Consider the following 20,039-nt stretch of genomic DNA (forward strand, 5'->3'; position numbering starts at 1 on the left):
GGCGGTGGGGTCGTCGACGTGGCGCAGGCGGTGCCGCATGCGGTCCCGCTTGGTCACGAGGTAGTCGTGGTTCTCCGGGCGTGCCGGTACCTCGTTGGGCACCATGGTGACGACGTCGATCCCCAGGTCGGCCAGCCGCTCGGCCTTGGCGGGGTTGTTGCTGAGCAGCCGGATCCGGGTCAGCCCGAGCCGGTGCAGGATGGCCGCCGCCGCGGTGTAGTCCCGGGCGTCGGCGGGCAGGCCGAGCAGCTCGTTCGCCTCGATCGTGTCCGCGCCCCCGTCCTGGAGCTTGTAGGCGCGGAGCTTGTTGACCAGTCCGATCCCCCGGCCCTCGTGGTTGCGCAGGTAGAGCAGGGTGCCGCCGTCGTCGGCGATCCGCCGCAGCGCCAGATGCAGCTGGGGCCCGCAGTCGCACCGGTAGGACCCGAAGACGTCGCCGGTGAGGCACTCGGAGTGCAGCCGCACGAGCGGCGGCCGGCCCACGGGCACGCGGTCCGAGGACGGCGCGGTGAGGCTGAGGTGCTCGGCGACCGGATCCCCGGGTGCGCCCGGCAGCTGCCAGCCGATCACCTCGAACCGCCCCTCAGGCGTGGGCACGACCACGGGCTCGGTGCTGACCAGGGGGTGGTCCGGCCTCATCGGCGGCCCTCCTGCAGCTGCGCCGCCAGGTCCTCGATGCTCACGAGCGGGATGCCGTGCCGGTCGGCGAAGGCGCGCAGGGCGGGCAGGCGCATCATCTCGCCCTCGTCGTGGACGAGCTCGGCGATCACGCCGACCGGCTCGAGGCCCGCGAGGGAGCACAGCTCCACGGCGGCCTCGGTGTGCCCGCGGCGGACGGTGACCCCGCCGTCGGCGGCGCGGAGGGGCAGCACGTGCCCGGGCCGGGTGATGTCCCCGGGCCCGGCCGCGGGGTCGGCGAGCACCCGGGCGGTGAGCGCGCGGTCGGCGGCGCTGATGCCGGTGCTCACCCCGAGGCGGGCGTCGCACGTGACGGTGTAGGCGGTGCCCTTCGAGTCCTCGTTGACGACGACCATCGGGGGCAGCCGCATCGCGTCGGCCCGCGCCCCGGTCATGGGCACGCACACGACCCCGGAGGTGTGCCGGACGGTGAAGCCCATCAGCGCGGGCGTCGCGTGCTCGGCCGCGAAGACGATGTCGCCCTCGTTCTCCCGGTCGGCGTCGTCGACGACGACGACCGGCCGCCCCTGGGCCATGGCCTCGACGGCCGCGTCCACGGGGTCGAGCCGGATCTCCCCCGTCGTCCCGTCCCCCCCGGGGCCCGTCCCCTCGTGGGTGCTGCTGGTCCGCATCATGCTCCTTCTCCTGCCGTGGACCGGACCGTCTCCGGCGCCGGGGTGCTGTCGGTCCGGGCGAACGCCAGCAGGCGCTGGGCGTACTTCGCCAGGACGTCGACCTCGAGGTTGACGGACGCGCCGACGGGGCGGCGTCCGAGGGTGGTCTCGGCGAGGGTGGCCGGGATGAGCCCGATCTCGAACCAGTGCTCCGCGGCACCGGGCGCGCTGACCGCCGTCACGGTGAGGGACACGCCGTCCACGGCGATGGACCCCTTCTCGGCGACGTAAGGGGCCAGTTCGCCGGGCACGGCGACCCGGACCCGCTCCCACTCCCCCAGGTCCTCCCGGACCGAGACGGTGCCCGTCCCGTCAACGTGGCCCTGGACCACGTGCCCGTCGAGCCGCCCGCCGGCGGGCACGCAGCGCTCCAGGTTCACGGTGTCTCCGGCGGTCAGCGCCCCGAGATTGGTGCGCGCGAGCGTCTCGCCGATGACGTCGGCGAGGAACTGCCCGGAGCCGATCTCCTGGGTGCGGGTGGCGGTGAGGCAGACCCCGTTGACGGCGAGGGAGCCGCCGTGCGGCAGGTCGGCCACGAGCGGCCCGGCCTCCACGAGGAGGCGGGCGCTCGTGCCGTCCGGCCGGGGGTCGACCGAGCGCACGGTGCCCTGGCCGGCGACGATTCCTGTGAACATGCGGTGCTTCCTCTGTCTCTCGGGTCTTTCGGTCTCTCGGTCTCCGGTGCCGGTGTCCCGGGCGCTCCGGCTCGTGACGACCCGGGTCCTGGGACGGTGCTGGGGTCGGGGCGGCCGTGCTGCGGTGGGCCGGGCGCCCCTCAGTCCGGCGGGACGGGCCGCAGGTGGATCCACAGGTCCTGGCCGAGCTGCTGCACGGGCCCGCCACCGGCGGGGTCGAGCCGCCAGCGGGAGGCGTCCGCGAGGGTGCCGATGCCCAGCTCCTCGAAGGCGGGCCGTCCCGCTCCGAGCACGAGGGGCGCCTGGTAGAGGCTGAGCTCGTCGACGAGTCCGGCGCGCAGGAAGCCTGCTGCCACGGTGGCCCCGCCCTCGATGAGGACGTGGCGCACGCCGGCCTCGTAGAGCTCGGCCAGGGCGGAGTGGGGGTCGTGGGTCGCGACGTGCCGGAAACGCCCGTCGGTCCCGCGGATCGCGGCGCCCGGGGGCACGGGGCGCAGGCCCATCGCCACGCGCAGGGGCTGCCGCGGGACGACGCCGCCGTCGTCGGTGCGGGCGGTGAGCCGGGGGTCGTCGGCGAGGACCGTGCCGCTGCCCACGAGCACGGCGTCGGCACGGGCGCGCAGGTCGTGGCCGTGCTCACGGGCCGACGACGAGGTGATCCACCGGCTGGTCCCGTCCGCGGCGGCGATCCGGGCGTCGAGGCTCTGGGCGACCTTGAGGGTCACGAACGGGCGCTGGGCGCGCACCGTCTCGCCCCAGCGGTCGTTGAGCCGCTCCGCCTCCTCGGCCAGCAGCCCCGAACGGACCTCAAGGCCCGCCGCGCGCAGGGTGGCGGCTCCGCCGGCGGCGGCGGCCGTGCGGTCGGGGGCGCCGTAGACCACCCGGGGCACGCCCGCCTCCACGATCGCCTCGGCGCACGGACCGGTGCGGCCCCAGTGGTTGCACGGTTCAAGGGTCACGTACAGGGAGGTGCCGCGCAGGTCGGTGCCGGCGGACCCGGCGCGCTCCAGGACCTCGATCTCGGCGTGGACGGTGCCGGCCCCGCGGTGGTGGCCGACGTGCAGGATCCGGCCGTCGACGTCGACGAGAACGGCTCCGACGAGAGGATTGGCCCCGCGCGGGCCGCGCGCCGCCGCGTGCAGGGCGGTCCGCATGACCGACCGCTCGGCGTCGTCGCCGGTCCGGTGCTGCGGGTCCATCGCGTCGTCCTTTCCCGGAGTGGTTCCGGGGCGCAGGACAACGGTGCCGCCGTCGGGACCCGCGGATCCGGACGGCGCCGCGGCAGGTGCCGTCGACGGCACGCCACGAGGGCCGTTGAACGTGTTGCCTTCCATCCAGACTGTGACTGTCGGCACCGGAGTTCCACCGGTTCGGCCGGGCGACCCACCGGTGCCGGAGCTGGGCTCCCGCACGGACGTGGTCGTCCGGTTCGCGGACTGTGACCGCCGGTTCGGACTTCCACCGACCCCGGAACACGTTGTTCGTGCCCCGATTATGACACAGGGAGCGCCGGTGCGGCCCGCGGCCGGCCGGCTCAGGCCTGGGCGGCGCGGGCCGCCCCGCGCAGGGCCGTGATCGCGGCCCCGGGATCCTCCGCGCCGTAGACGGCGGAGCCCGCCACGAACGTGTCGGCCCCCGCCTCCGCGGCCCGCACGATGGTCTCCGCCGTGATCCCGCCGTCCACCTGCAGGGCCACCCGGCCCCCGCCCGCCCGGATCGCCTCGGCGGCCCGCCGGATCTTCGGCAGGGTGACGTCCAGGAAGGCCTGTCCGCCGAAGCCCGGCTCCACCGTCATGACCAGGAGCATGTCCAGCTCCGGCAGCAGGTCGAGGTACGGCTCCACGGGGGTCGCGGGGCGCAGTGCCATCCCGGCCCGGGCGCCGTGGGCGCGCAGCTCGCGGGCCAGCTTCAGCGGGGCGCGCGCGGCCTCGGCGTGGAAGGTGACCGACTCGCAGCCGAGCTCGGCGTAGCCGGCGGCCCAGCGGTCCGCGTCCTCGATCATCAGGTGCACGTCCAGCGGGAGGGGGCTGACCGCGAGGATCCGCTCCACGAGCGGCATGCCGAGGGTGAGGTTCGGCACGAAGTGGTTGTCCATGACGTCCACGTGCACGGCGTCGGCGTCGGCGATCCGGCCCAGCTCGGCCTCGAGGTTGACGAAGTCGGCGGAGAGGATCGAGGGATGGATGCAGTGTCGGGACACGGGGACTCCTGGTGGGTGGTCGGTCGGGGCGTCAGCGCTTGCGCAGCAGCGCCAGGAACATGGCGTCCGTGCCGTGGACGTGCGGCCACAGCTGGACGGTCGCGGGGCCGGCGCCGCCCTCCCACGGGCGGGACGGGTCGCGGTCCGCGTCGAGGCTGCCGGGCAGGGCCGCGGCCCGGACCGGTTCCAGGGCGTCGACCAGCTCGGCGTCCCGGCGCCCGGCCAGCACGTCCTGGACCACGGTGAGGGTCTCGGCCGCGTGCGGGGAGCAGGTCGCGTAGGCGACCAGTCCGCCGGGGCGGGCCACGTCCAGAGCGGCGTGCAGCAGCTCCCGCTGCAGCGGCCCGAGCTCGGCCAGGTCCCGGGGGCTGCGCCGCCAGCGGGACTCCGGGCGGCGGCGCAGCGCTCCGAGGCCCGTGCACGGGGCGTCGACGAGCACCCGGTCGAAGCCGGCCGCCTCCACGGGGCGGCCCTCGAGCAGCTCGTCGGTGCTGCGGCCGTCCCCCGTGCGCACCGTCCAGGCGCGCTCCGGGACCGGCCGCAGGGCCCGGCGCACGAGCTCGGCCCGGTGCGGGGCCACCTCGTTGGCCGTCAGGTGAGCCCCCTGCCGGTCGGCGAGCGCCGCGAGCAGAGCGGCCTTCCCGCCCGGGCCGGCGCACAGGTCCAGCCAGCGCCCGCCCTCCGCCCCGCCGTCGGCGTCCTGCCCCCCGGGGCCCTGCCCGGCGGCGACCAGGGCGCGGGCCACGAGCTGGGAGCCGGCGTCCTGGACGCGGACCCCGCCCTCGCGCACGGACGCCAGCCGGTGCAGGTCGCCGCCGCTGCTGAGCACGGAGCCCGGGACGAGGGTCCCCTGCTCCGCGCCCGCGGCGAGGGCCTCGCCGAGGTCGCCGAGACCGGGCAGGGCCACGAGGTTGACCACGGGGGCGTCGTTGTCCGCCTCGAGCAGGGCCTCGATCTCGGCGGCGTCCCGACCGTGGGCGGTGAGTGCCTGGCGCAGGGCCCGGACCACCCACGCCGGGTGGGAGTGGGCCAGGCCGAGGCGCGCGGTCTCGTCGGTGGCGTCGGCGGTCAGCTCCGCGACCCACTCGGACAGGTCCCGCGCCGCGACCTTGCGCAGCACCGCGTTGACGAGCCCACCGGGGCCCGCCCCGACGACGGCCCGGACGAGGCCCACCGTCTGGTCGATGGCCGCGTGGTCGGGCACCCGCATGGCCAGCAGCTGGTGGGTGCCCAGGCGCAGGGCGTCGAGCACCGCGCCGTCGAGCTCGCCCAGCGGGCGGTCGACGCACCGGGCCAGCACGGCGTCCCAGGTGCCCTGCCGGCGCAGCGCGCCGTAGGCCAGCTCCGTGGCGAAGCCCGCGTCCCGGCGGTCCAGGCGGTGGGTCCGCACGAGCTTCGGGAGCACGAGATTGCCGTAGGCGCCCTCCTCGGACACCGCGCGCAGGGTCTCGAACGCCGTCAGCCGGGCCGGATCGGCCCGCCGCGTCCGCCCCGCGGGTGCCGAGGAGGAGAAGGCCCGGTCGGACTGCGCCCGCCGGTTGCGCTCGTGCCCCCTCGCGTTGCGCCGCGCGCCTGCCGGTCGACGGTCGCGGTCGCCTCGTCGGTCGCCGCGCCGCCCGTCCTCGCGCTCGCTCATTGGAACACCACCTCGTCCTCCGTGCTGCGGCCCCGCGCCCAGGCGGTGGCCTCCATGATCGTCTTCCCCGCCGGCTGCACCCTGGTGAGCTGGACCGCGTACGAGCCCGTGCCCACGAGCACGGCGTTCCCGCGCAGGACGCACCGGCCCGGGGCGAGGTCCCGGACGTCGGGCCGGGGCACCACGCGGTCGAGCTTGAGCCGGCGGTCGTCGAGCCGGGTCCACGCCCCGGGCTCGGGGGTCGCCCCGCGCACCCGGTGGGCCACGGCCACGGCGGGGTCCGTCCAGCGGACCCGCCCGTCCTCGGCGGTGAGCTTCGGGGCGTGGGTCACGTCGCCCTGCTGCGGGGCCGGGCGGGCCGAGCCGTCGACCACGGCGCGCAGGGAGTCCGCCAGCAGCGGCGCCGCGGTGCGGGACAGCCGCTCCAGGACCGTCCCGGCGGTGTCGTCGGGACGGACCTCGTCGGTCATCGTGCCGAGGACGGGCCCGGTGTCCAGGCCCGCCTCCAGCAGGAAGGTGCTGGCCCCGACCACCGTGTCCCCGGCCATGAGGGCGCGCTGGACGGGGGCGGCGCCGCGCCACTGCGGCAGCAGGGAGAAGTGCAGGTTGATCCAGCCGTGCGGCACGGCGTCCAGGGCGGCCTGCGGCACCAGGGCCCCGTAGGCGACGACGGCGGCGGCGTGCGCGCCCAGTCCCCGGATCCGCTCCGTCAACTCTGCGTCCACCCGGTTGGCCTTGAGGACGGGCAGGCCCCGCCGCGCGGCCTCCTCGGCCACGGTTGAGGGGGTGAGCACCTTCTTGCGCCCCACGGGCGCGTCGGTGCGGGTGAGGACGGCCACGATCTCGACATCGGGCCGCTCGGCCAGGTGGACCAGGGACGGCACGGCGGCGGACGGCGTGCCGGCGTAGAGGATCTTCACGGCTCTCCTGACGGGTGGGGGACGGGGCGGGGCCGTGCTCAGGCCGGGCGGGACGGGGCGGCGCCGAAGGAGGTGCCCACGTGCGCGGCGCGCTGCCCGGCCACGCCGCGCACCACGCCGTCGTAGTCGGCGGCGCGGATGGCCCGCATCGCGTCCTTCCTGGCGGCACCGATCAGCCGGTCGACGTAGAGCCGCCCGTCCAGGTGGTCGGTCTCGTGCTGCAGGCAGCGCGCCAGCAGCCCGGTGCCCTCGACGGTCACGGGCGCGCCGTGCTGGTCGAGGCCGGTGACCCGGGCCCAGTTCCGGCGCGGGGTGTCGTAGGCCAGGCCCGGGACGGAGAGGCAGCCCTCGCCGCCCTCCTGGGGCTCCTCGCCCAGCTCCAGGACCGGATTGACCACGTGCCCCTCGCTGCTCTCGACCGCCCAGGTGAACAGCCGCACGCTGACGCCGATCTGGGGCGCGGCGAGGCCGACGCCCCCGACGTCCAGCATCGTCTCGTGCATGTCCGCGACGAGGCGGCGCAGGGCGTCGTCGAAGGCCGTGACCTCCTCCGCGCGGGTGCGCAGGACGGGGTCACCGATGGTGCGGATGGGCAGGACGGACATGGAGGGACCTCGCTCTCGACCCGGCAAGTCTACGGGCCGCCCGTCCCCGCGAGCACGCGGGGCGCTCCGGGCCTACGGCTGCTCGCGCAGCGGCGGCGGCGGCACGGGTCGCAGGGCCGGGCCGGCCGCGGCGAGGGCCGTCTCCTGGGTCCACAGCCGGTGCAGGGCGCAGAACTTGTACCAGTGCTGCTCGAGCACCGCCGGGACGGCCTGCACGGGAACGACCTCCGTCTCGCCGACCGCCACGCCCAGCAACAGGTCCGCGCCGCCGTACGCCCACGGCTCCCAGGTGCCGGACTCCGCGTCCACCAGGGACTCCTCCGCCTTGAGCCCGGCCACGAGCTGGGTGACGACCTTGGGGTCGAGGGACTTCACGCGCCCGTCCCGGTCCGTGCCCTTCGTCTTGTAGTCGATCAGGCATACCTTGCCCGCGATCCGGGCCACGAGGTCGAGGGTACCCGCGTAGCCCACGGTGGAGTTCCACACCGTGACCTCCACCGCGAGCGGTTCGGGGGCGTAGAGGTCCCACCACTCGTCGAAGCGCGAGGCGAAGCGCTCCTCGCCGTGCTCGGCCAGGGCGGCCCGCGCGTCCGCCGCCCGGTGGGGCCGGCCGAGGGCCCGCAGGGCGATCTGCTCGGCGTAGGTGTGCACGCGGTCCCCGCGCGCCGCGGCCTCGTCGCGGTGCCGTTCGGCGGCCTTGGCCGCGTCGCGCACCACGGCGCGCAGCTGGGCCGGGGAGCCCAGGGCCGCGCGCAGCCGGTCGTCCCGCACGGCGGCCTGCGCGGCGGTGTAGCCGTACCAGCCGTCCAGGTCCGTGGCGGCCCGGGAGAGGACCGTGGTGATGGAGGGGACGGTCGCCTGGTCCGCGACGGACCTCGCGTACATCCGTCCGTACTCGGTCTGTTCCGCCAGCCTGGGCTGTGTCACGCTGCTCGTCGCCTCTCCCTCGCGTCGCCCCGGGGCCCGGGGCGGTCCCGATGCTCCGGGTCCTGGCCCGCAGGCTACCGACCGCCTCGGACACGGGACGCGGCGGCGCCCGCGGGGCGGTGCCCACCCCGGTCGTGGTCCCGGTGCCGGCCCGGGGCGGAGCGCGGGCACGACGAAGACCCCGGCTCGTGGAGCCGGGGCCTTCCAGGTGGTGCGCGATACTGGGATCGAACCAGTGACCTCTTCCGTGTCAGGGAAGCGCGCTACCGCTGCGCCAATCGCGCTCGACCGGCGGTTCCCGGGGGAGACCGTCGAGCGTGGTGGGTGTGCACCGAGGTGGAGACGGGATTCGAACCCGCGTAGACGGCTTTGCAGGCCGCTGCCTAACCACTCGGCCACCCCACCGGGACCTGGTCCTTGCGGACAGGGCCGTCGGTCACGACATCGTTCATGCCGATCACTGCGAGCGGACGACGGGAGTCGAACCCGCGACATCCACCATGGCAAGGTGGTGCTCTACCAGCTGAGCTACGTCCGCATGTCGTGCTTCGGTCGACCTCTCGATCGTCCGATCAGGAACTCTAGCACAACCCGTTCCGGCGGTGTTCGCGCCGAAGCAGGGCGTGCCGAGATCGACGGGCTCGGGGTCGTGGGCGGCCTTGTGGTCGCTCCTCCCGCCGGGATCCGTCGGTGTTCCTGACAGGTGGAGACTTTACGGGACCCGTTTCCGAAACGCCAAATCCCCGGGGCGGCCGCGCCGCGGCGGGGCCGCCGTTCCGCGCCCGCCCCGAATTGGCCCGCGGCCAGGATGTGGGTTATGGTTTTCGAGCAGTGAGCGCGATTGGCGCAGTGGTAGCGCGCTTCGTTCACACCGAAGAGGTCACTGGTTCGAACCCAGTATCGCGCACGAGCACCGCACAGAGGGCCCCGGCTGAGAGTTCAGCCGGGGCCCTCTGTCGTCGTCGGACCCGTCCTGCGGTGCCGCGGTGCGCACGGGTCCGGAGCGGGACCCCGGAACGGGGCGTGCCCGCCTGCCGTGCGCGGCGGCGCACGGGAGGCGGGCTCGGGCGCTCAGACCGCGGAGACGTCCCCGAGGATGCCCTCGCGGGCCAGGGCCGTGAGGCGCGAGACGGCGCGGAAGTACTTCTTCTGGTAGCCGCCGGCCATCATCTCCGCGGTGAAGACCTCGTCGAAGGGCCTGCCGGAGGCGATGATCGGCAGGTTCTTGTCGTAGAGCCGGTCCGCCAGCACCACGAAGCGCAGGGCCACGGCCTGCTGCTCGATGGTGTGCACGTCGCGCCAGACCACGGCGTCGATCCCCTCGAGGAGCTTGCGGTACCGGGAGGGGTGCACGCCCGCGAGGTGTTCCACGAGGTCGGCGAACCGGTCGGCGGCCACGACCCGGCCGGAGAAGTGCTCCTCCACGGCCCGGTCGAGCTCGCCGTCGGACAGCGGTGCCGGGGCCTGCGGCAGGCCGCGGTGGCGGAAGTCCTCGCCGTCGATGCGCTGCACGTCGAACTGGTCGGCCAGCACCTGGATCTCCCGCTGGAAGTCCTGTGCGGCGAAGCGGCCCTCGCCGAGCGAGCCGGGCAGCGTGTTGGACGTCGCGGCGATCCGCACGCCGGAGTCGGCGAGCTCGCGCATCAGCCGGGACATGAGGACCGTGTCGCCGGGGTCGTCGAGCTCGAACTCGTCGATGCACACCAGGCTGTAGGTGCTCAGGGCGTCGACGGCCTTGCGGAACGTCAGGGCCCCCACGAGGTTGGTGTACTCCACGAAGGTGCCGAACGCCTTGGGGCCGGGCACCGCGTGCCACAGCGACGCGAGCAGGTGGGTCTTGCCCACTCCGAAGCCGCCGTCGAGGTAGATCCCCGTCCGGACCTCGTCCTTGCGGGGCCCACCGCCGAAGAGCTTGGTGAAGAACCCGCCGCCGGAGCCGGTCGAGCGGTTGACGGAGTCCGCGAACCTCCGCAGCTCCTGCACCGCCTCCGCCTGGGACGGCTGCTGCGGGTCGGGGCGGTAGGTGTCGAACGAGACCTCCCCGAAGCGCTCGGAGGGCCGGAACGCCGACAGCAGTTCGTCCGCCGACACCTGGGGGCGCCGCTCGGTGAGGTGTTCGATCTGGATGCTCACGGGGAGACCTCTCTGTCCGCCGTGCCCGGCGGTTCGCTGGTTCGGCGCGCCGAGCGGCGCACGCGCGTGCTCCGGCGATTTTACCGGCTGCCCGCCGCCCGGGGTGCGCCCACCGCGAAATACGGGCTGTGACAGGGCCGCGGCGGCTCCCCCGGCGGACGGCCCGCCGCCGGGGCCACTACCCTGGAGGGGAAGCCGGTCCGCGAGGACCCGTGCCCCCGATCCCCACCCCGGAAGGAGTCCCCATGGGCGTTGCCGTGGAGAACAACGAAGAATTCGCGCAGTACGCGCACCCCGAAAGGCTCGTGTCCACCCAGTGGGTCGCCGAGCACCTGGACGACCCGGGAGTCGTGGTCGTCGAGTCGGACGAGGACGTCCTGCTCTACGAGACCGGCCACGTGCCCGGAGCCGTGAAGGTCGACTGGCACACCGACCTCAACCGCCCCGACACCCGCGACTACGTCGACGCGGCCGAGTTCGCCGAGCTCATGGCGCGCAAGGGCATCTCCCGTGACACCACGATCGTGGTCTACGGGGACAGGTCCAACTGGTGGGCCGCCTACGCGCTGTGGGTGTTCGAGCTGTTCGGCCACCCGGACGTGCGCCTCATGAACGGCGGCCGGGACAAGTGGGTCGCCGAGGGGCGGGACCTGTCCACGGAGAAGGTCACCCCCGAGCCCGCCGACTACCCCGTGGTCGAGCGCGACGACGCGCCGATCCGCGCCTACCAGGAGGACGTGCTGGCGCACCTGGGCGATCAGCCGCTGATCGACGTCCGGTCCCTGCCCGAGTACACGGGCGAGCGCACGCACATGCCCGAGTACCCCCAGGAGGGCACGCTGCGCGGTGGGCACATCCCGACCGCGGCGTCCGTGCCGTGGGCGCGGGCCGCCGCCGAGGACGCCACGTTCCGCTCGCGCGAGGAGCTCGAGGCGATCTACCGCGACGAGGTCGGGCTCTCCGACGACGACGACATCATCGCGTACTGCCGCATCGGCGAGCGCTCCAGCCACACGTGGTTCGTGCTGAAGCACCTGCTGGGCTTCGACAAGGTCCGCAACTACGACGGCTCCTGGACCGAGTGGGGCAACTCCGTGCGCGTGCCGATCGTGCTCGGCGAGGAGCCCGGCGAGGTCCCGGGGTCGGCCCGGTGAGCGGGGCCCTGCCCACCCAGCTCGAGGAGCTCGTCGCGGACTTCACGGCCGTGCCGCAGGAGGACAAGCTGGAGCTGCTGCTCGACTTCTCGCGCTCCCTGCCGGTGCTGCCGGACCGCTTGGGCGAGCACCCGGAGGAGCTCGAACAGGTCGTCGAGTGCCAGTCGCCGCTGTTCCTGACGGTCGAGTGGGAGGAGGGCGCCGTCCCCGGCCCCGGTGCCCCGGTGCGACTGTTCTTCTCCGCCCCGGCGGAGGCCCCGACCACCCGCGGATTCGCCTCGATCCTGCACGAGGGCCTCGACGGTCTCCCGGCCCAGCAGGTCCTGGACGTCCCCGACGACCTGCCGGAGCGCTTCGGGCTCACCCAGCTCGTGTCGCCCCTGCGGATGCGCGGGATGTCCGCGATGCTGGCCAGGATCAAGCGGCGCGTCCGCGAGCTCCAGGACGCCTGAGGATCCCGGGCACCGGCATGGCGAAGGCGTCCCGCGGCGCGGGCCCCACCGCCGCCGTCGCGCTCCTGGCGCGCGAGCGCGTGGCCTTCACCCTGCACGAGTACGCCCACGACCCGGCGGCGGCGTCCTTCGGCCTGGAGGCCGCCGCCGCCCTCGGGCGCGACCCGGAGCAGGTGTTCAAGACGCTGCTGGTCGTCCACGAGCGGGAGTGGGCGGTCGCGGTGCTGCCCGTCTCCGCGCGGCTGTCCCTGCGCGCGGCCGCGACCGCCCTGGGCTGGAAGCGGGCGGCCCTCGCCGAGCCCCGGCTCGCGGAGCGGCGCACCGGCTACGTGGTGGGCGGGATCTCGCCCCTCGGCCAGAAGACGCCCTCCCCCACCCTGCTCGACGACTCCGCGGGGGCCTGGTCCACGGTCCTCGTCTCCGGCGGGCGGCGCGGGCTGGACGTGGAGCTGCCGCCCGCCGAGCTGCTGCGGCTCACGGGCGGTCGCACCGCGGCGCTGCGGTCCTGACCGGGCCTCAGCGCAGCAGTGCGCGCACGGGCCCGAGGGTCCGGGCGTCCTGGGCCAGGCGAGCCGGCAGCCAGCGCCGCACGGCGTCCTCCCACCGCTGCGGGTCCACGTTCCACTCCTTGGTGTGCCGGGCGCGGGCGAAGGGCACGAACTCGACGAGCCGGTTCAGCTCCGCGAGCCGGCGGGAGCTGGCCGCCGGGACGAACTCGTCGTCCACGGAGTGCAGCACCAGGGTGGGCGTGCGCAGGTGCTCGGACCGGGAGAGCCAGTCGAGGGCCTGGAGGTCCACCGGCGCGGCGAGCCCGGTCAGCATCCGCCCTGCCGGGTGGGAGATCAGGTTCGTGGCCAGCCGGCCGATCCCCGAGGGGATGCGGCGCGTGCGGGAGTGGTGGGCGATCAGCTCGAACCAGTCGACCACCGGGCCGGTGAGTACGAGCGCGGCGATGTCGTCCCGGTAGAAGGACAGGTCCGCCGTCTGCAGGGAGATCGCCCCGCCCATCGACCAGCCGAAGAGCACGATCTGGGTGGCTCCGCGGGACTTGGCGTAGCTGATCGCCGTCTGCACGTCCTTCCACTCCGTGAAGCCCAGCCCGTACCGGAAGTCGTGCGTGGGCGGCGCCTCCCGGTCGTTGCGGTAGGAGATCAGCAGGGAGGTCAGCCCGAGCTCCCGCGCCACCGGCACGGCGCGGACCGTCTCCATCCGGTTGGCGCCGCGCCCGTGCACCATGATCGCCCACGGTCCTGGGAGCACCCGGGGCCGCTCGCCCTCCGGGGTCGGCCCGCCCTCCGCCGGGACCACCCAGCAGGGCGCCGGCCCGACCTCGATGGGGATCTCCACCTCCTCGAACGGCAGCCCCGCGGCCCCGGGGTCCGGGTAGACCGTCCCGGACCAGAATCCGCGGGTCGCCCGGAGCAGGTCTCCCGAGTAGACCTCCTCGACCACCCGGGTCACGGTCCCCTCCTGGGGGGAGTACGAACGGATGGCACCGATCCGGGCGTGACCACGCCCCCCGTCGAAGCGCAGGCTGTAGGTCCCGGCCACGGTCGTGTCCACCGTGGCCGGGAGCCGCACGAGCGTCGTCGCGGACGGGTCGCCGTCCTCGCCGGTGCGGGTGACGGCCAGGATCTGCAGGTCCTCGGAGCGGTACTTCGGCGGGACCACCACCTGACGCGCGAAGTAGGCCGCCGCGGCGCTCGAGAGCCCGAAGGACAGGGACGCCGCCCCCACGGTGACGGCCGCGCCCACCACGGCACCGCGCGCCCACTGCGTCGCGGACTGGGGCTCGGGAGCGGCGGGGACCGGCAGGGGGCGACGAGGCATGCCCCCCAGTCTTCCACGCGGCACGGGCATAACCGGGCGGGACGCGTCGTTGTGCTGGCCGGGCGGTCCGCGCCCGGCCGGCACCGAGCCGCCCCGTGCGGTCCGCCGGGCGGGCCCTGCACCGGGTCCGCTGCCCGGACCACCGACCACCATCCCGGAGGACGACACCATGAGCGAGACCACCAGCCACGGCGACCGCCCCGACGCCGCCGGACGGACCGAGGAGGACTGGCGCTCGATCCTGTCCCCGGAGGAGTACCACGTGCTGCGCGAGGCCGGCACGGAGCGGCCCTTCAGCGGCGAGTACTGGGACACGAAGACCGAGGGCGTCTACGAGTGCCGCGCGTGCGGGGCGGAGCTGTTCCGCTCCGACACCAAGTTCGACGCGCACTGCGGCTGGCCCTCCTTCTACGCCCCGCTCGCCGAGGACCGGGTCCGCTACATCAAGGACACCGCCCTGGGCATGGAGCGGGTGGAGGTCCGGTGCGCCGCCTGCGACTCGCACATGGGCCACGTCTTCGGCGGGGAGGGCTTCCCCACCCCCACGGACCTCCGGTACTGCATCAACTCGGTCTCCGTCCGGCTCGCGCCCCCCGCCTCCTGAGCGGCCCGGGTGACCCGGGCCACGCCCATCGGGCGCTCGCGGCGTGGCACGACCGGCCGGGAGGCCCCGACGGCCTACCCTTCCAGTGTGAGCGCGGTGAACGGCCTGTCCAAGGTGTACCAGGACTTCCAGGACGCCCTCGAGCAGCTGCGCTGCGCCGGCGACCGGGAGGGAGTCGAGCTCTCGGCGATCCCCGCCCCCACGCACCTCGCCCCGTTCGCCGCCGCGGTGCGCGCCGAGGTGCAGCGGCCGCCCGTGCCGTTGCACGCTCCGGCCCTCGCGGCCGGTCCGGCAGCGGCGCCGGCGGCCGGTCCGGCCCTCGTGGCCCCGGACCGCGTGACCGGCGCCCCGGACGACGAGCTGGCCACGGGGCGCTTCGTGCTCCTGCACGACCCGTCCGAACCCGTCGCGTGGGGCGGGGCGTTCCGCATCGTCACGTGGGCGCGGGCGGCCGCGGGCCGTGAGATCGGCTGCGACCACACGGCGGGCATGATCGCGTGGACCTGGCTCCTCGAGGCCCTGGAACGCCACCGGGCCGGATATTCTCGGGAGGGCGGCACCGCGTGCCGGGTCCTCGCCGAGGGGTTCGGACTGCTCGGGGACCAGGAGGAAGGGGCCGACGTCGAGCTGCGGGCCTCCTGGACGCCCGACGGCTCCGACGTGGCTCCGCACCTCGCCGCCTGGGTCGACACGGTCTGCACCCTCGCGGGCCTGCCGCCGTACCCACGGGGCGTGACCGTGCTGCACCCGCGCCGCTGACCACCGAACCGACCGCGCCCCGCCGGGGCCGACACAGAATCGAAGACGCTCCTTGACCAGCCCAGCCGACCGCCGATCCGCGCCCGACGAGCCCTCGACCCCTGTGGTCGCCGGTTTCGAGGACTATGAGATCCCCGACAGCGTCCACCTCGCGGCGCCGTTCGACGGGATCCCCCCCGTCATCGACACGGTGGCCGGACTGGAACGGGCCGCCGCGGCCGTCGCCGCCGGCTCCGGCCCGGCGGCGATCGACACCGAGCGGGCGTCCGGCTTCCGCTACGGGCAGCGCGCCTTCCTCGTGCAGCTGCGGCGCGAGGGCGTGGGCACCGTGCTGATCGACCCGGAGGCCACCGGCTCGCTGGCCGTGCTGGGCGAGGCGCTCTCCGGCGTCGAGTGGGTGCTGCACGCGGCCACCCAGGACCTGCCCTCCCTGCGCGCGCTCGGCATGGAGCCGGACCGGCTCTTCGACACCGAGCTGGGCGGGCGCATCGCGGGGCTCCGCCGGGTGGGCCTGGCCGCGGAGACGGAGGAGCTGCTGGGCTACACGCTCGCCAAGGAGCACTCCGCGGTGGACTGGTCGAAGCGACCGCTGCCGCGGGACTGGCTGAACTACGCCGCGCTCGACGTGGAGATGCTCATCCAGCTGCGCTGGGCCATGGAGGAGCTGCTGCGGGAGAAGGGCAAGCTCGAGTGGGCGCTCCAGGAGTTCGAGGCCGTGCGCACGGCCGAGCCCGCTCCCCCGCGCCAGGACCCGTGGCGCCGGACGTCCGGGATCAACAAGGTGAAGGGCCGGCGACAGCTCACTGCGCTGCGCGGCCTGTGGGAGGAGCGGGAGCGGCTCGCCCAGCACAAGGACGTCGCTCCCGGCCGGCTGCTGCCCGACGCCGCCCTGGTCGCGGCGGCGACAGCCATGCCGCGCACCGTGCCCCAGCTCATCGCCACTCCCGGCTTCCACGGCCGGCTCGCGGCGCGGGAGGCACCCCGGTGGCTGCGGGCGATCGCCGAGGCCCGCACGGCCACGGAGCTCGTCCCCTTCACCGTGAAGTCCGACGCCCTGCCGCCCGTGAAGGCGTGGGAGGTCAAGCGGCCCGAGGCCGCCGCGCGGCTGCGGGCCCTCAAGCCGCTCGTGGCCGAGCTCGCCGAGGCGCACGAGCTGCCCACCGAGAACCTGATCACCCCTGAGCACCTGCGGCGCTTCTGCTGGCAACCGCCGAAGAGCACCACAGACCAGGCGGTGGCGGACCGTCTGCGGGACCTGGGGGCGCGCCGCTGGCAGGTCGAGCTGACGGCGCCGGTCCTCGGCCCGGCCTGGCGGGAGCTGCGGGCCCGCAAGCGCGCGGCGCGCCAGGTGGAGCGCGACCAGCCGCCGGCCGGTGACGAGGACGCGCCCGCCGCCTGAGCCGAGTCACGGGACGAGGACGGGCCCCGGCCGTCGGCCGGGGCCCGTCGCCCGGTGCGGGCTCGGATCAGCCCACCGTGCATTCCGCGCACCTCGGACCCCTGCACTCCGATGGCGGTGCTGCGGGTCAGTTCTGCGTGTCGCCGGGGGCCGGGTGCGGCTCGGCCGGGTCCATGGGGCTCTCCGGGGTGACCGGCTTCGCGTCCTGCAGGTCGGCGTAGCCGGTGGTCGAGGTCCCGGTGGTCGAGGTCCCGCTCGAGGAGTCCGCGCCGGCCGAGGAGCCGGAGACCTTGTCCTTGACGGACGAGGAGGCGTCGGAGGCCTTGGTGCCCACGGTGTCGGCCGCCTTCTTGGCGCTGTCGGCCAGCTTGCCGCCGACCACCGGCACCTCGGACTTCACCCAGTCCGTGCCCTCGGACACCTTCTCCTGCACCTTGGGGTCCTGCCAGGTCTTCACGGCGTTCTGCTTCAGGGCCTCGTAGCTCTTGCGGCCCGAGGCCGAGCCGACCACGAAGCCGACGCCGAATCCGGTGGCGAAGATGAGTCGCTTGATCATGGTGCTGTCCTTCCGTCCGTCCCGGCGCGGAGACCGGGGCCGGGACGGAGCCGGTCGTGCACGGCCCGTCCCGCTGACTGATGTCTTCATCATCCTACTGATGAACCGGCGCGGCGGACACCGGTGCCGAGCGGCTCAGCTCACAGCGATCACCGCCGGGAGGGGTGCAGGGCCCGGGCGGGGGGCCCGGGGACACGGCGCCTAGACTGGCGGTGCACACCGCATCCCGTCGTCGAGAGGACCCCGATGCCCGAGTTCCCGACCACTTCGTCCGCCCCGTCCCGGCGCGCGGTCCTCGGCCTGGCCGGTTCCACGGCGGTGCTCTCCGCGTGCGCCGCCGACGGTGCGCCGACGACCGGGAGCACCGGCGGCACCGCGCCGGTGGACGCGGGTTCCGTGGGGGACCTGCCGGTGGGCTCGGCCGTGAAGGTCGACCAGGACGGCGTGCAGGCTGTCGTGAGCCGCCCGGACGCGGAGACGGTCGTCGCGTTCTCCCCCGTGTGCCCGCACCAGGGGTGCATGGTGGCCCCACAGGAGGAGCTCTACGTCTGCCCGTGCCATTCGTCGCAGTTCGACCTCACGACGGGCGAGGTCCTGTCGGGCCCCGCCGAGACCGGCCTGGAGCCGTACCCTGCGAGCGTGGCGGGGGGACGGATCCTGCTCGGCTGAGCGGGCTCAGCCCCGGTGCATCCGCGGCACCGACGCGCCGCGGACGTCGTCGGCCGTGTCGGGCACGGCTTCCGGGCCGGAGGCGGCGCCGCCCTGCACCGGGCGCGCGTAGGGCACCTTGGTCCCGAGCACGGACGCCAGCGTGTCCTGGGCGACGCGCTGGGCGGTGAGCCCGACCCGTGCGAGGACCTGGGAGCGGGAGCCGTGCAGGAGGAACTCCGTGGGCAGGCCCACTTCGTTGAGGGCCGTGTCGACCCCCGCGGCCCGCATCTCCTGGCGGATCCGGGAGCCGATCCCGCCGGCGCGCACGCCGTCCTCGACGACCACCACGATCCGGTGCTGGGCGGCCAGTTCGATGACCGAGGCCGGCACGGGCAGCACCCAGCGGGGGTCGACCACGGTCGAGGAGACGCCGTGGGCCTCGAGCCGGTCGGCCACGTCCAGCGCCAGGCCGCTCATGGCGCCGACGGACACGAGCAGGACGTCCCGGCGGGCGCCCTCCGTGCCGCTCTCCCCGCCGTGGCGCGCGAGCACGTCCACCCCGTCCGCCAGCCGCTCGACGGCCGGGACGGGGGTGCCCACGGCGCCCTTGGGATAGCGGATGACGGTGGGGGCGTCGTCGACGGCCACGGCCTCGCGCAGCTCCTCGGTCAGGGTCGGCTCGTCGCGCGGGGCGGCGAGGTGGAGCCCGGGCACGATCTGCAGCAGCGCCAGGTCCCACATGCCGTGGTGGCTGGGGCCGTCCGGGCCGGTGATCCCGGCACGGTCGAGGACCACCGTGACGCCGGCCCGGTGCAGGGCCACGTCCATGAGGAGCTGGTCGAAGCCGCGGTTGAGGAACGTCGCGTAGAGGGCCACCACGGGATGCAGCCCGCCGTAGGCCATGCCGGCGGCCATCGCGATGGCGTGCTGCTCGGCGATGCCCACGTCCACGACGCGGTCGGGGTGGGCGGCCTGCATCTTCTGCAGCCCCACAGGGATGAGCATGGCGCCGGTGATGCCGACGACGTCCTCGCGCTCGTCGGCGATCCGGGCGATCTCGTCGCGGAACACCGCCGTCCAGCTGCGCTCGGAGCTCGTCGCCGTGGAGCGGCCGGTGACGGGGTCGATGACGCCCACGGCGTGGAACTGGTCGTCCACGTTCGCGGTCGCGGGCCCGTAGCCGTGGCCCTTCTCGGTGATCGCGTGCACGATGACCGGCCCGCCGTAGTTCTTGGCGTTGCTCAGCGCCTGCTCGACGGCCTCGAGGTCGTGCCCGTCGACGGGGCCGACGTACTTCATGCCGAGGTCCTCGAAGATGCCCTGGGGCACCACGACGTCCTTGATGCCCTGCTTCATCCCGTGCAGGCCCCGGTAGAACATCCCCCCCACCGGGCCGGAGTGCTTCAGCAGGTCCTTGACGGTGCCGAGGGTCTGCTCGTAGCGGCGGTCGGTGCGCACGGCGTCCACGCCCTGCTGCACGCTCGCCTGCAGCTCGGCCAGGTGGTTGGCGAAGCCGCCCACGGTCGGGGCGTAGGACCGGCCGTTGTCGTTGACCACGATGACGACCTTGCGGTCGCGGTCGGAGGCGATGTTGTTGACGGCCTCCCAGGCCATCCCGCCGGTGAGCGCCCCGTCCCCCACCAGCACGACCGTGTGACGGTCGTGCCGGCCGGTCATGGCATAGCCGCGCGAGATGCCGTCGGCCCAGGACAGGGACGACGACGCGTGCGAGGACTCGACGATGTCGTGCTCGGACTCCCGGCGGTCCGGATAGCCGGCGAGACCGCCCTCCTGGCGCAGGGTCTCGAAGTTCTTGCGGCCGGTAAGCAACTTGTGCACGTAGGACTGGTGCCCGGTGTCGAAGACCACGGAGTCCTTGGGCGAGTCGAAGACCCGGTGCACCCCGAGCGTCAGCTCGACGACCCCCAGGTTGGGCCCCAGGTGACCGCCCGTGGCGGAGACGTGGGTGACGAGGAACTCGCGGATCTCCTCGGCCAGCCGGCCCAGCTCCGCCCGGCTCAGGCCGGCGAGGTCCTCGGGCCCGGACACCCGCTCCAGCACGCTCATGGTTTCTCCCGCAGTCCTCGGCGTCGTGGTCGCTCGCGCCGTGCTTCCCGGGGATCCGGGCGGCGCGCTTCCCCGATCCTACTCGTTCGCCCCGACAGGGCGGTCAGCACACAGGGGCCCGGTCCGTTCCCGGACCGGGCCCCTGTGTGCTGCGAACGC

19 protein-coding genes, 4 tRNA genes, 1 pseudogene and 1 riboswitch are annotated in these 20,039 nt (G+C 74.7%); of the genes and pseudogenes, 8 read left to right on the plus strand and 16 right to left on the minus strand.

The genetic code is table 11. From position 1 onward, the window contains the following. Nucleotides 1-15: 15 nt before the first annotated feature. From ACFYE1_RS01545 to ACFYE1_RS01600, 12 genes and pseudogenes are all read right to left on the minus strand, one after another. Nucleotides 16-639 (minus strand): annotated as a pseudogene (locus tag ACFYE1_RS01545) (GTP cyclohydrolase II); the annotation flags it as partial. Then, nucleotides 636-1,310, minus strand: a complete 675-nt coding sequence (gene ribB, locus ACFYE1_RS01550; protein ID WP_387739492.1) for a 3,4-dihydroxy-2-butanone-4-phosphate synthase — start codon at nucleotides 1,308-1,310, stop codon at nucleotides 636-638. The pseudogene ACFYE1_RS01545 and the gene ribB, both read right to left, overlap by 4 nt. Then, nucleotides 1,310-1,987, minus strand: coding sequence for a riboflavin synthase (locus tag ACFYE1_RS01555; protein WP_387739211.1), 678 nt, complete (start codon nucleotides 1,985-1,987; stop codon nucleotides 1,310-1,312). The genes ribB and ACFYE1_RS01555 overlap by 1 nt, the downstream gene beginning before the upstream one ends. A gap of 140 nt (nucleotides 1,988-2,127) precedes the next feature. Further along, the gene (gene ribD / locus ACFYE1_RS01560) at nucleotides 2,128-3,186 is read right to left on the minus strand and encodes a bifunctional diaminohydroxyphosphoribosylaminopyrimidine deaminase/5-amino-6-(5-phosphoribosylamino)uracil reductase RibD (RefSeq protein ID WP_387739213.1); all 1,059 of its coding nucleotides are present in this window, start codon (nucleotides 3,184-3,186) and stop codon (nucleotides 2,128-2,130) included. Nucleotides 3,187-3,303: 117 nt separating this feature from the next. Next, a riboswitch (FMN riboswitch) is annotated at nucleotides 3,304-3,467 on the minus strand. A gap of 54 nt (nucleotides 3,468-3,521) precedes the next feature. Then, nucleotides 3,522-4,187, minus strand: a complete 666-nt coding sequence (gene rpe / locus ACFYE1_RS01565; protein ID WP_387739215.1) for a ribulose-phosphate 3-epimerase — start codon at nucleotides 4,185-4,187, stop codon at nucleotides 3,522-3,524. A 31-nt stretch (nucleotides 4,188-4,218) separates the two neighbouring features. Beyond that, a complete protein-coding gene (locus tag ACFYE1_RS01570; RefSeq protein WP_387739217.1) occupies nucleotides 4,219-5,823 on the minus strand; it encodes an RsmB/NOP family class I SAM-dependent RNA methyltransferase in 1,605 nt (534 codons plus the stop codon). Next, nucleotides 5,820-6,743, minus strand: coding sequence for a methionyl-tRNA formyltransferase (fmt, locus tag ACFYE1_RS01575; RefSeq protein ID WP_387739219.1), 924 nt, complete (start codon nucleotides 6,741-6,743; stop codon nucleotides 5,820-5,822). The genes ACFYE1_RS01570 and fmt overlap by 4 nt, the downstream gene beginning before the upstream one ends. 38 nt (nucleotides 6,744-6,781) lie before the next feature. Beyond that, entirely contained in the window at nucleotides 6,782-7,348 is a 567-nt protein-coding gene (def, locus tag ACFYE1_RS01580; RefSeq protein ID WP_387739221.1) for a peptide deformylase, read from the minus strand. Nucleotides 7,349-7,420: 72 nt separating this feature from the next. Further along, the gene (locus ACFYE1_RS01585; RefSeq protein ID WP_387739223.1) at nucleotides 7,421-8,275 is read right to left on the minus strand and encodes a cytochrome; all 855 of its coding nucleotides are present in this window, start codon (nucleotides 8,273-8,275) and stop codon (nucleotides 7,421-7,423) included. A gap of 209 nt (nucleotides 8,276-8,484) precedes the next feature. Further along, nucleotides 8,485-8,559: transfer RNA gene (locus ACFYE1_RS01590), tRNA-Val, on the minus strand. 50 nt (nucleotides 8,560-8,609) lie between these two features. Beyond that, nucleotides 8,610-8,680, minus strand: a tRNA-Cys gene (locus ACFYE1_RS01595). A gap of 60 nt (nucleotides 8,681-8,740) precedes the next feature. After that, nucleotides 8,741-8,813: transfer RNA gene (locus ACFYE1_RS01600), tRNA-Gly, on the minus strand. 297 nt (nucleotides 8,814-9,110) lie between these two features. On the opposite strand from ACFYE1_RS01600, the gene ACFYE1_RS01605 reads away from it, so the two are divergent. Then, nucleotides 9,111-9,182, plus strand: a tRNA-Val gene (locus ACFYE1_RS01605). A 164-nt stretch (nucleotides 9,183-9,346) separates the two neighbouring features. Here ACFYE1_RS01605 and zapE read toward each other — a convergent pair. Continuing rightward, complete coding sequence (gene zapE / locus ACFYE1_RS01610; protein ID WP_387739226.1) at nucleotides 9,347-10,408, minus strand: cell division protein ZapE; 1,062 nt, start codon at nucleotides 10,406-10,408, stop codon at nucleotides 9,347-9,349. A gap of 245 nt (nucleotides 10,409-10,653) precedes the next feature. On the opposite strand from zapE, the gene ACFYE1_RS01615 reads away from it, so the two are divergent. The 3 genes from ACFYE1_RS01615 to ybaK are packed head-to-tail and all read left to right on the plus strand — an operon-like array spanning nucleotide 10,654 to nucleotide 12,523. Continuing rightward, complete coding sequence (locus ACFYE1_RS01615; protein WP_387739228.1) at nucleotides 10,654-11,562, plus strand: sulfurtransferase; 909 nt, start codon at nucleotides 10,654-10,656, stop codon at nucleotides 11,560-11,562. Continuing rightward, complete coding sequence (locus ACFYE1_RS01620) at nucleotides 11,559-12,014, plus strand: SufE family protein (RefSeq protein ID WP_387739229.1); 456 nt, start codon at nucleotides 11,559-11,561, stop codon at nucleotides 12,012-12,014. Before ACFYE1_RS01615 ends, ACFYE1_RS01620 begins: the two co-directional genes overlap by 4 nt. A 17-nt stretch (nucleotides 12,015-12,031) precedes the next feature. Continuing rightward, nucleotides 12,032-12,523: a Cys-tRNA(Pro) deacylase gene (gene ybaK / locus ACFYE1_RS01625; RefSeq protein ID WP_387739231.1), complete on the plus strand. Its 492-nt coding sequence runs from the start codon at nucleotides 12,032-12,034 to the stop codon at nucleotides 12,521-12,523. Between the two features lie 7 nt (nucleotides 12,524-12,530). On the opposite strand, the gene ACFYE1_RS01630 is transcribed toward ybaK, so the two are convergent. Further along, nucleotides 12,531-13,844: an alpha/beta hydrolase family protein gene (locus tag ACFYE1_RS01630; protein ID WP_387739233.1), complete on the minus strand. Its 1,314-nt coding sequence runs from the start codon at nucleotides 13,842-13,844 to the stop codon at nucleotides 12,531-12,533. A 169-nt stretch (nucleotides 13,845-14,013) separates the two neighbouring features. On the opposite strand from ACFYE1_RS01630, the gene msrB reads away from it, so the two are divergent. From msrB to ACFYE1_RS01645, 3 genes are all read left to right on the plus strand, one after another. Continuing rightward, nucleotides 14,014-14,448, plus strand: coding sequence for a peptide-methionine (R)-S-oxide reductase MsrB (msrB, locus tag ACFYE1_RS01635; RefSeq protein WP_387739236.1), 435 nt, complete (start codon nucleotides 14,014-14,016; stop codon nucleotides 14,446-14,448). Nucleotides 14,449-14,544: 96 nt separating this feature from the next. Beyond that, nucleotides 14,545-15,207: a DUF3000 family protein gene (locus tag ACFYE1_RS01640; protein WP_387739238.1), complete on the plus strand. Its 663-nt coding sequence runs from the start codon at nucleotides 14,545-14,547 to the stop codon at nucleotides 15,205-15,207. 52 nt (nucleotides 15,208-15,259) lie between these two features. Continuing rightward, nucleotides 15,260-16,606, plus strand: a complete 1,347-nt coding sequence (locus ACFYE1_RS01645; protein WP_387739240.1) for an HRDC domain-containing protein — start codon at nucleotides 15,260-15,262, stop codon at nucleotides 16,604-16,606. Nucleotides 16,607-16,733: 127 nt separating this feature from the next. On the opposite strand, the gene ACFYE1_RS01650 is transcribed toward ACFYE1_RS01645, so the two are convergent. Further along, nucleotides 16,734-17,162 (minus strand): hypothetical protein, encoded by a 429-nt coding sequence (locus tag ACFYE1_RS01650; protein ID WP_387739242.1) that lies wholly within the window; start codon nucleotides 17,160-17,162, stop codon nucleotides 16,734-16,736. 246 nt (nucleotides 17,163-17,408) lie between these two features. Here ACFYE1_RS01650 and ACFYE1_RS01655 point away from each other — a divergent pair, with 246 nt between their 5' ends. Next, nucleotides 17,409-17,831: a Rieske (2Fe-2S) protein gene (locus tag ACFYE1_RS01655; protein WP_387739243.1), complete on the plus strand. Its 423-nt coding sequence runs from the start codon at nucleotides 17,409-17,411 to the stop codon at nucleotides 17,829-17,831. A 6-nt stretch (nucleotides 17,832-17,837) separates the two neighbouring features. Here ACFYE1_RS01655 and dxs read toward each other — a convergent pair whose 3' ends face one another. Beyond that, nucleotides 17,838-19,880 carry a 1-deoxy-D-xylulose-5-phosphate synthase gene (dxs, locus tag ACFYE1_RS01660; RefSeq protein ID WP_387739246.1) on the minus strand — a complete coding sequence of 681 codons (2,043 nt, stop codon included), beginning with the start codon at nucleotides 19,878-19,880 and terminating at the stop codon, nucleotides 17,838-17,840. Nucleotides 19,881-20,039: the final 159 nt, after the last annotated feature.

This window comes from Kocuria nitroreducens (assembly GCF_042879195.1).
Classification (GTDB): Bacteria; Actinomycetota; Actinomycetes; order Actinomycetales; family Micrococcaceae; genus Kocuria; species Kocuria nitroreducens.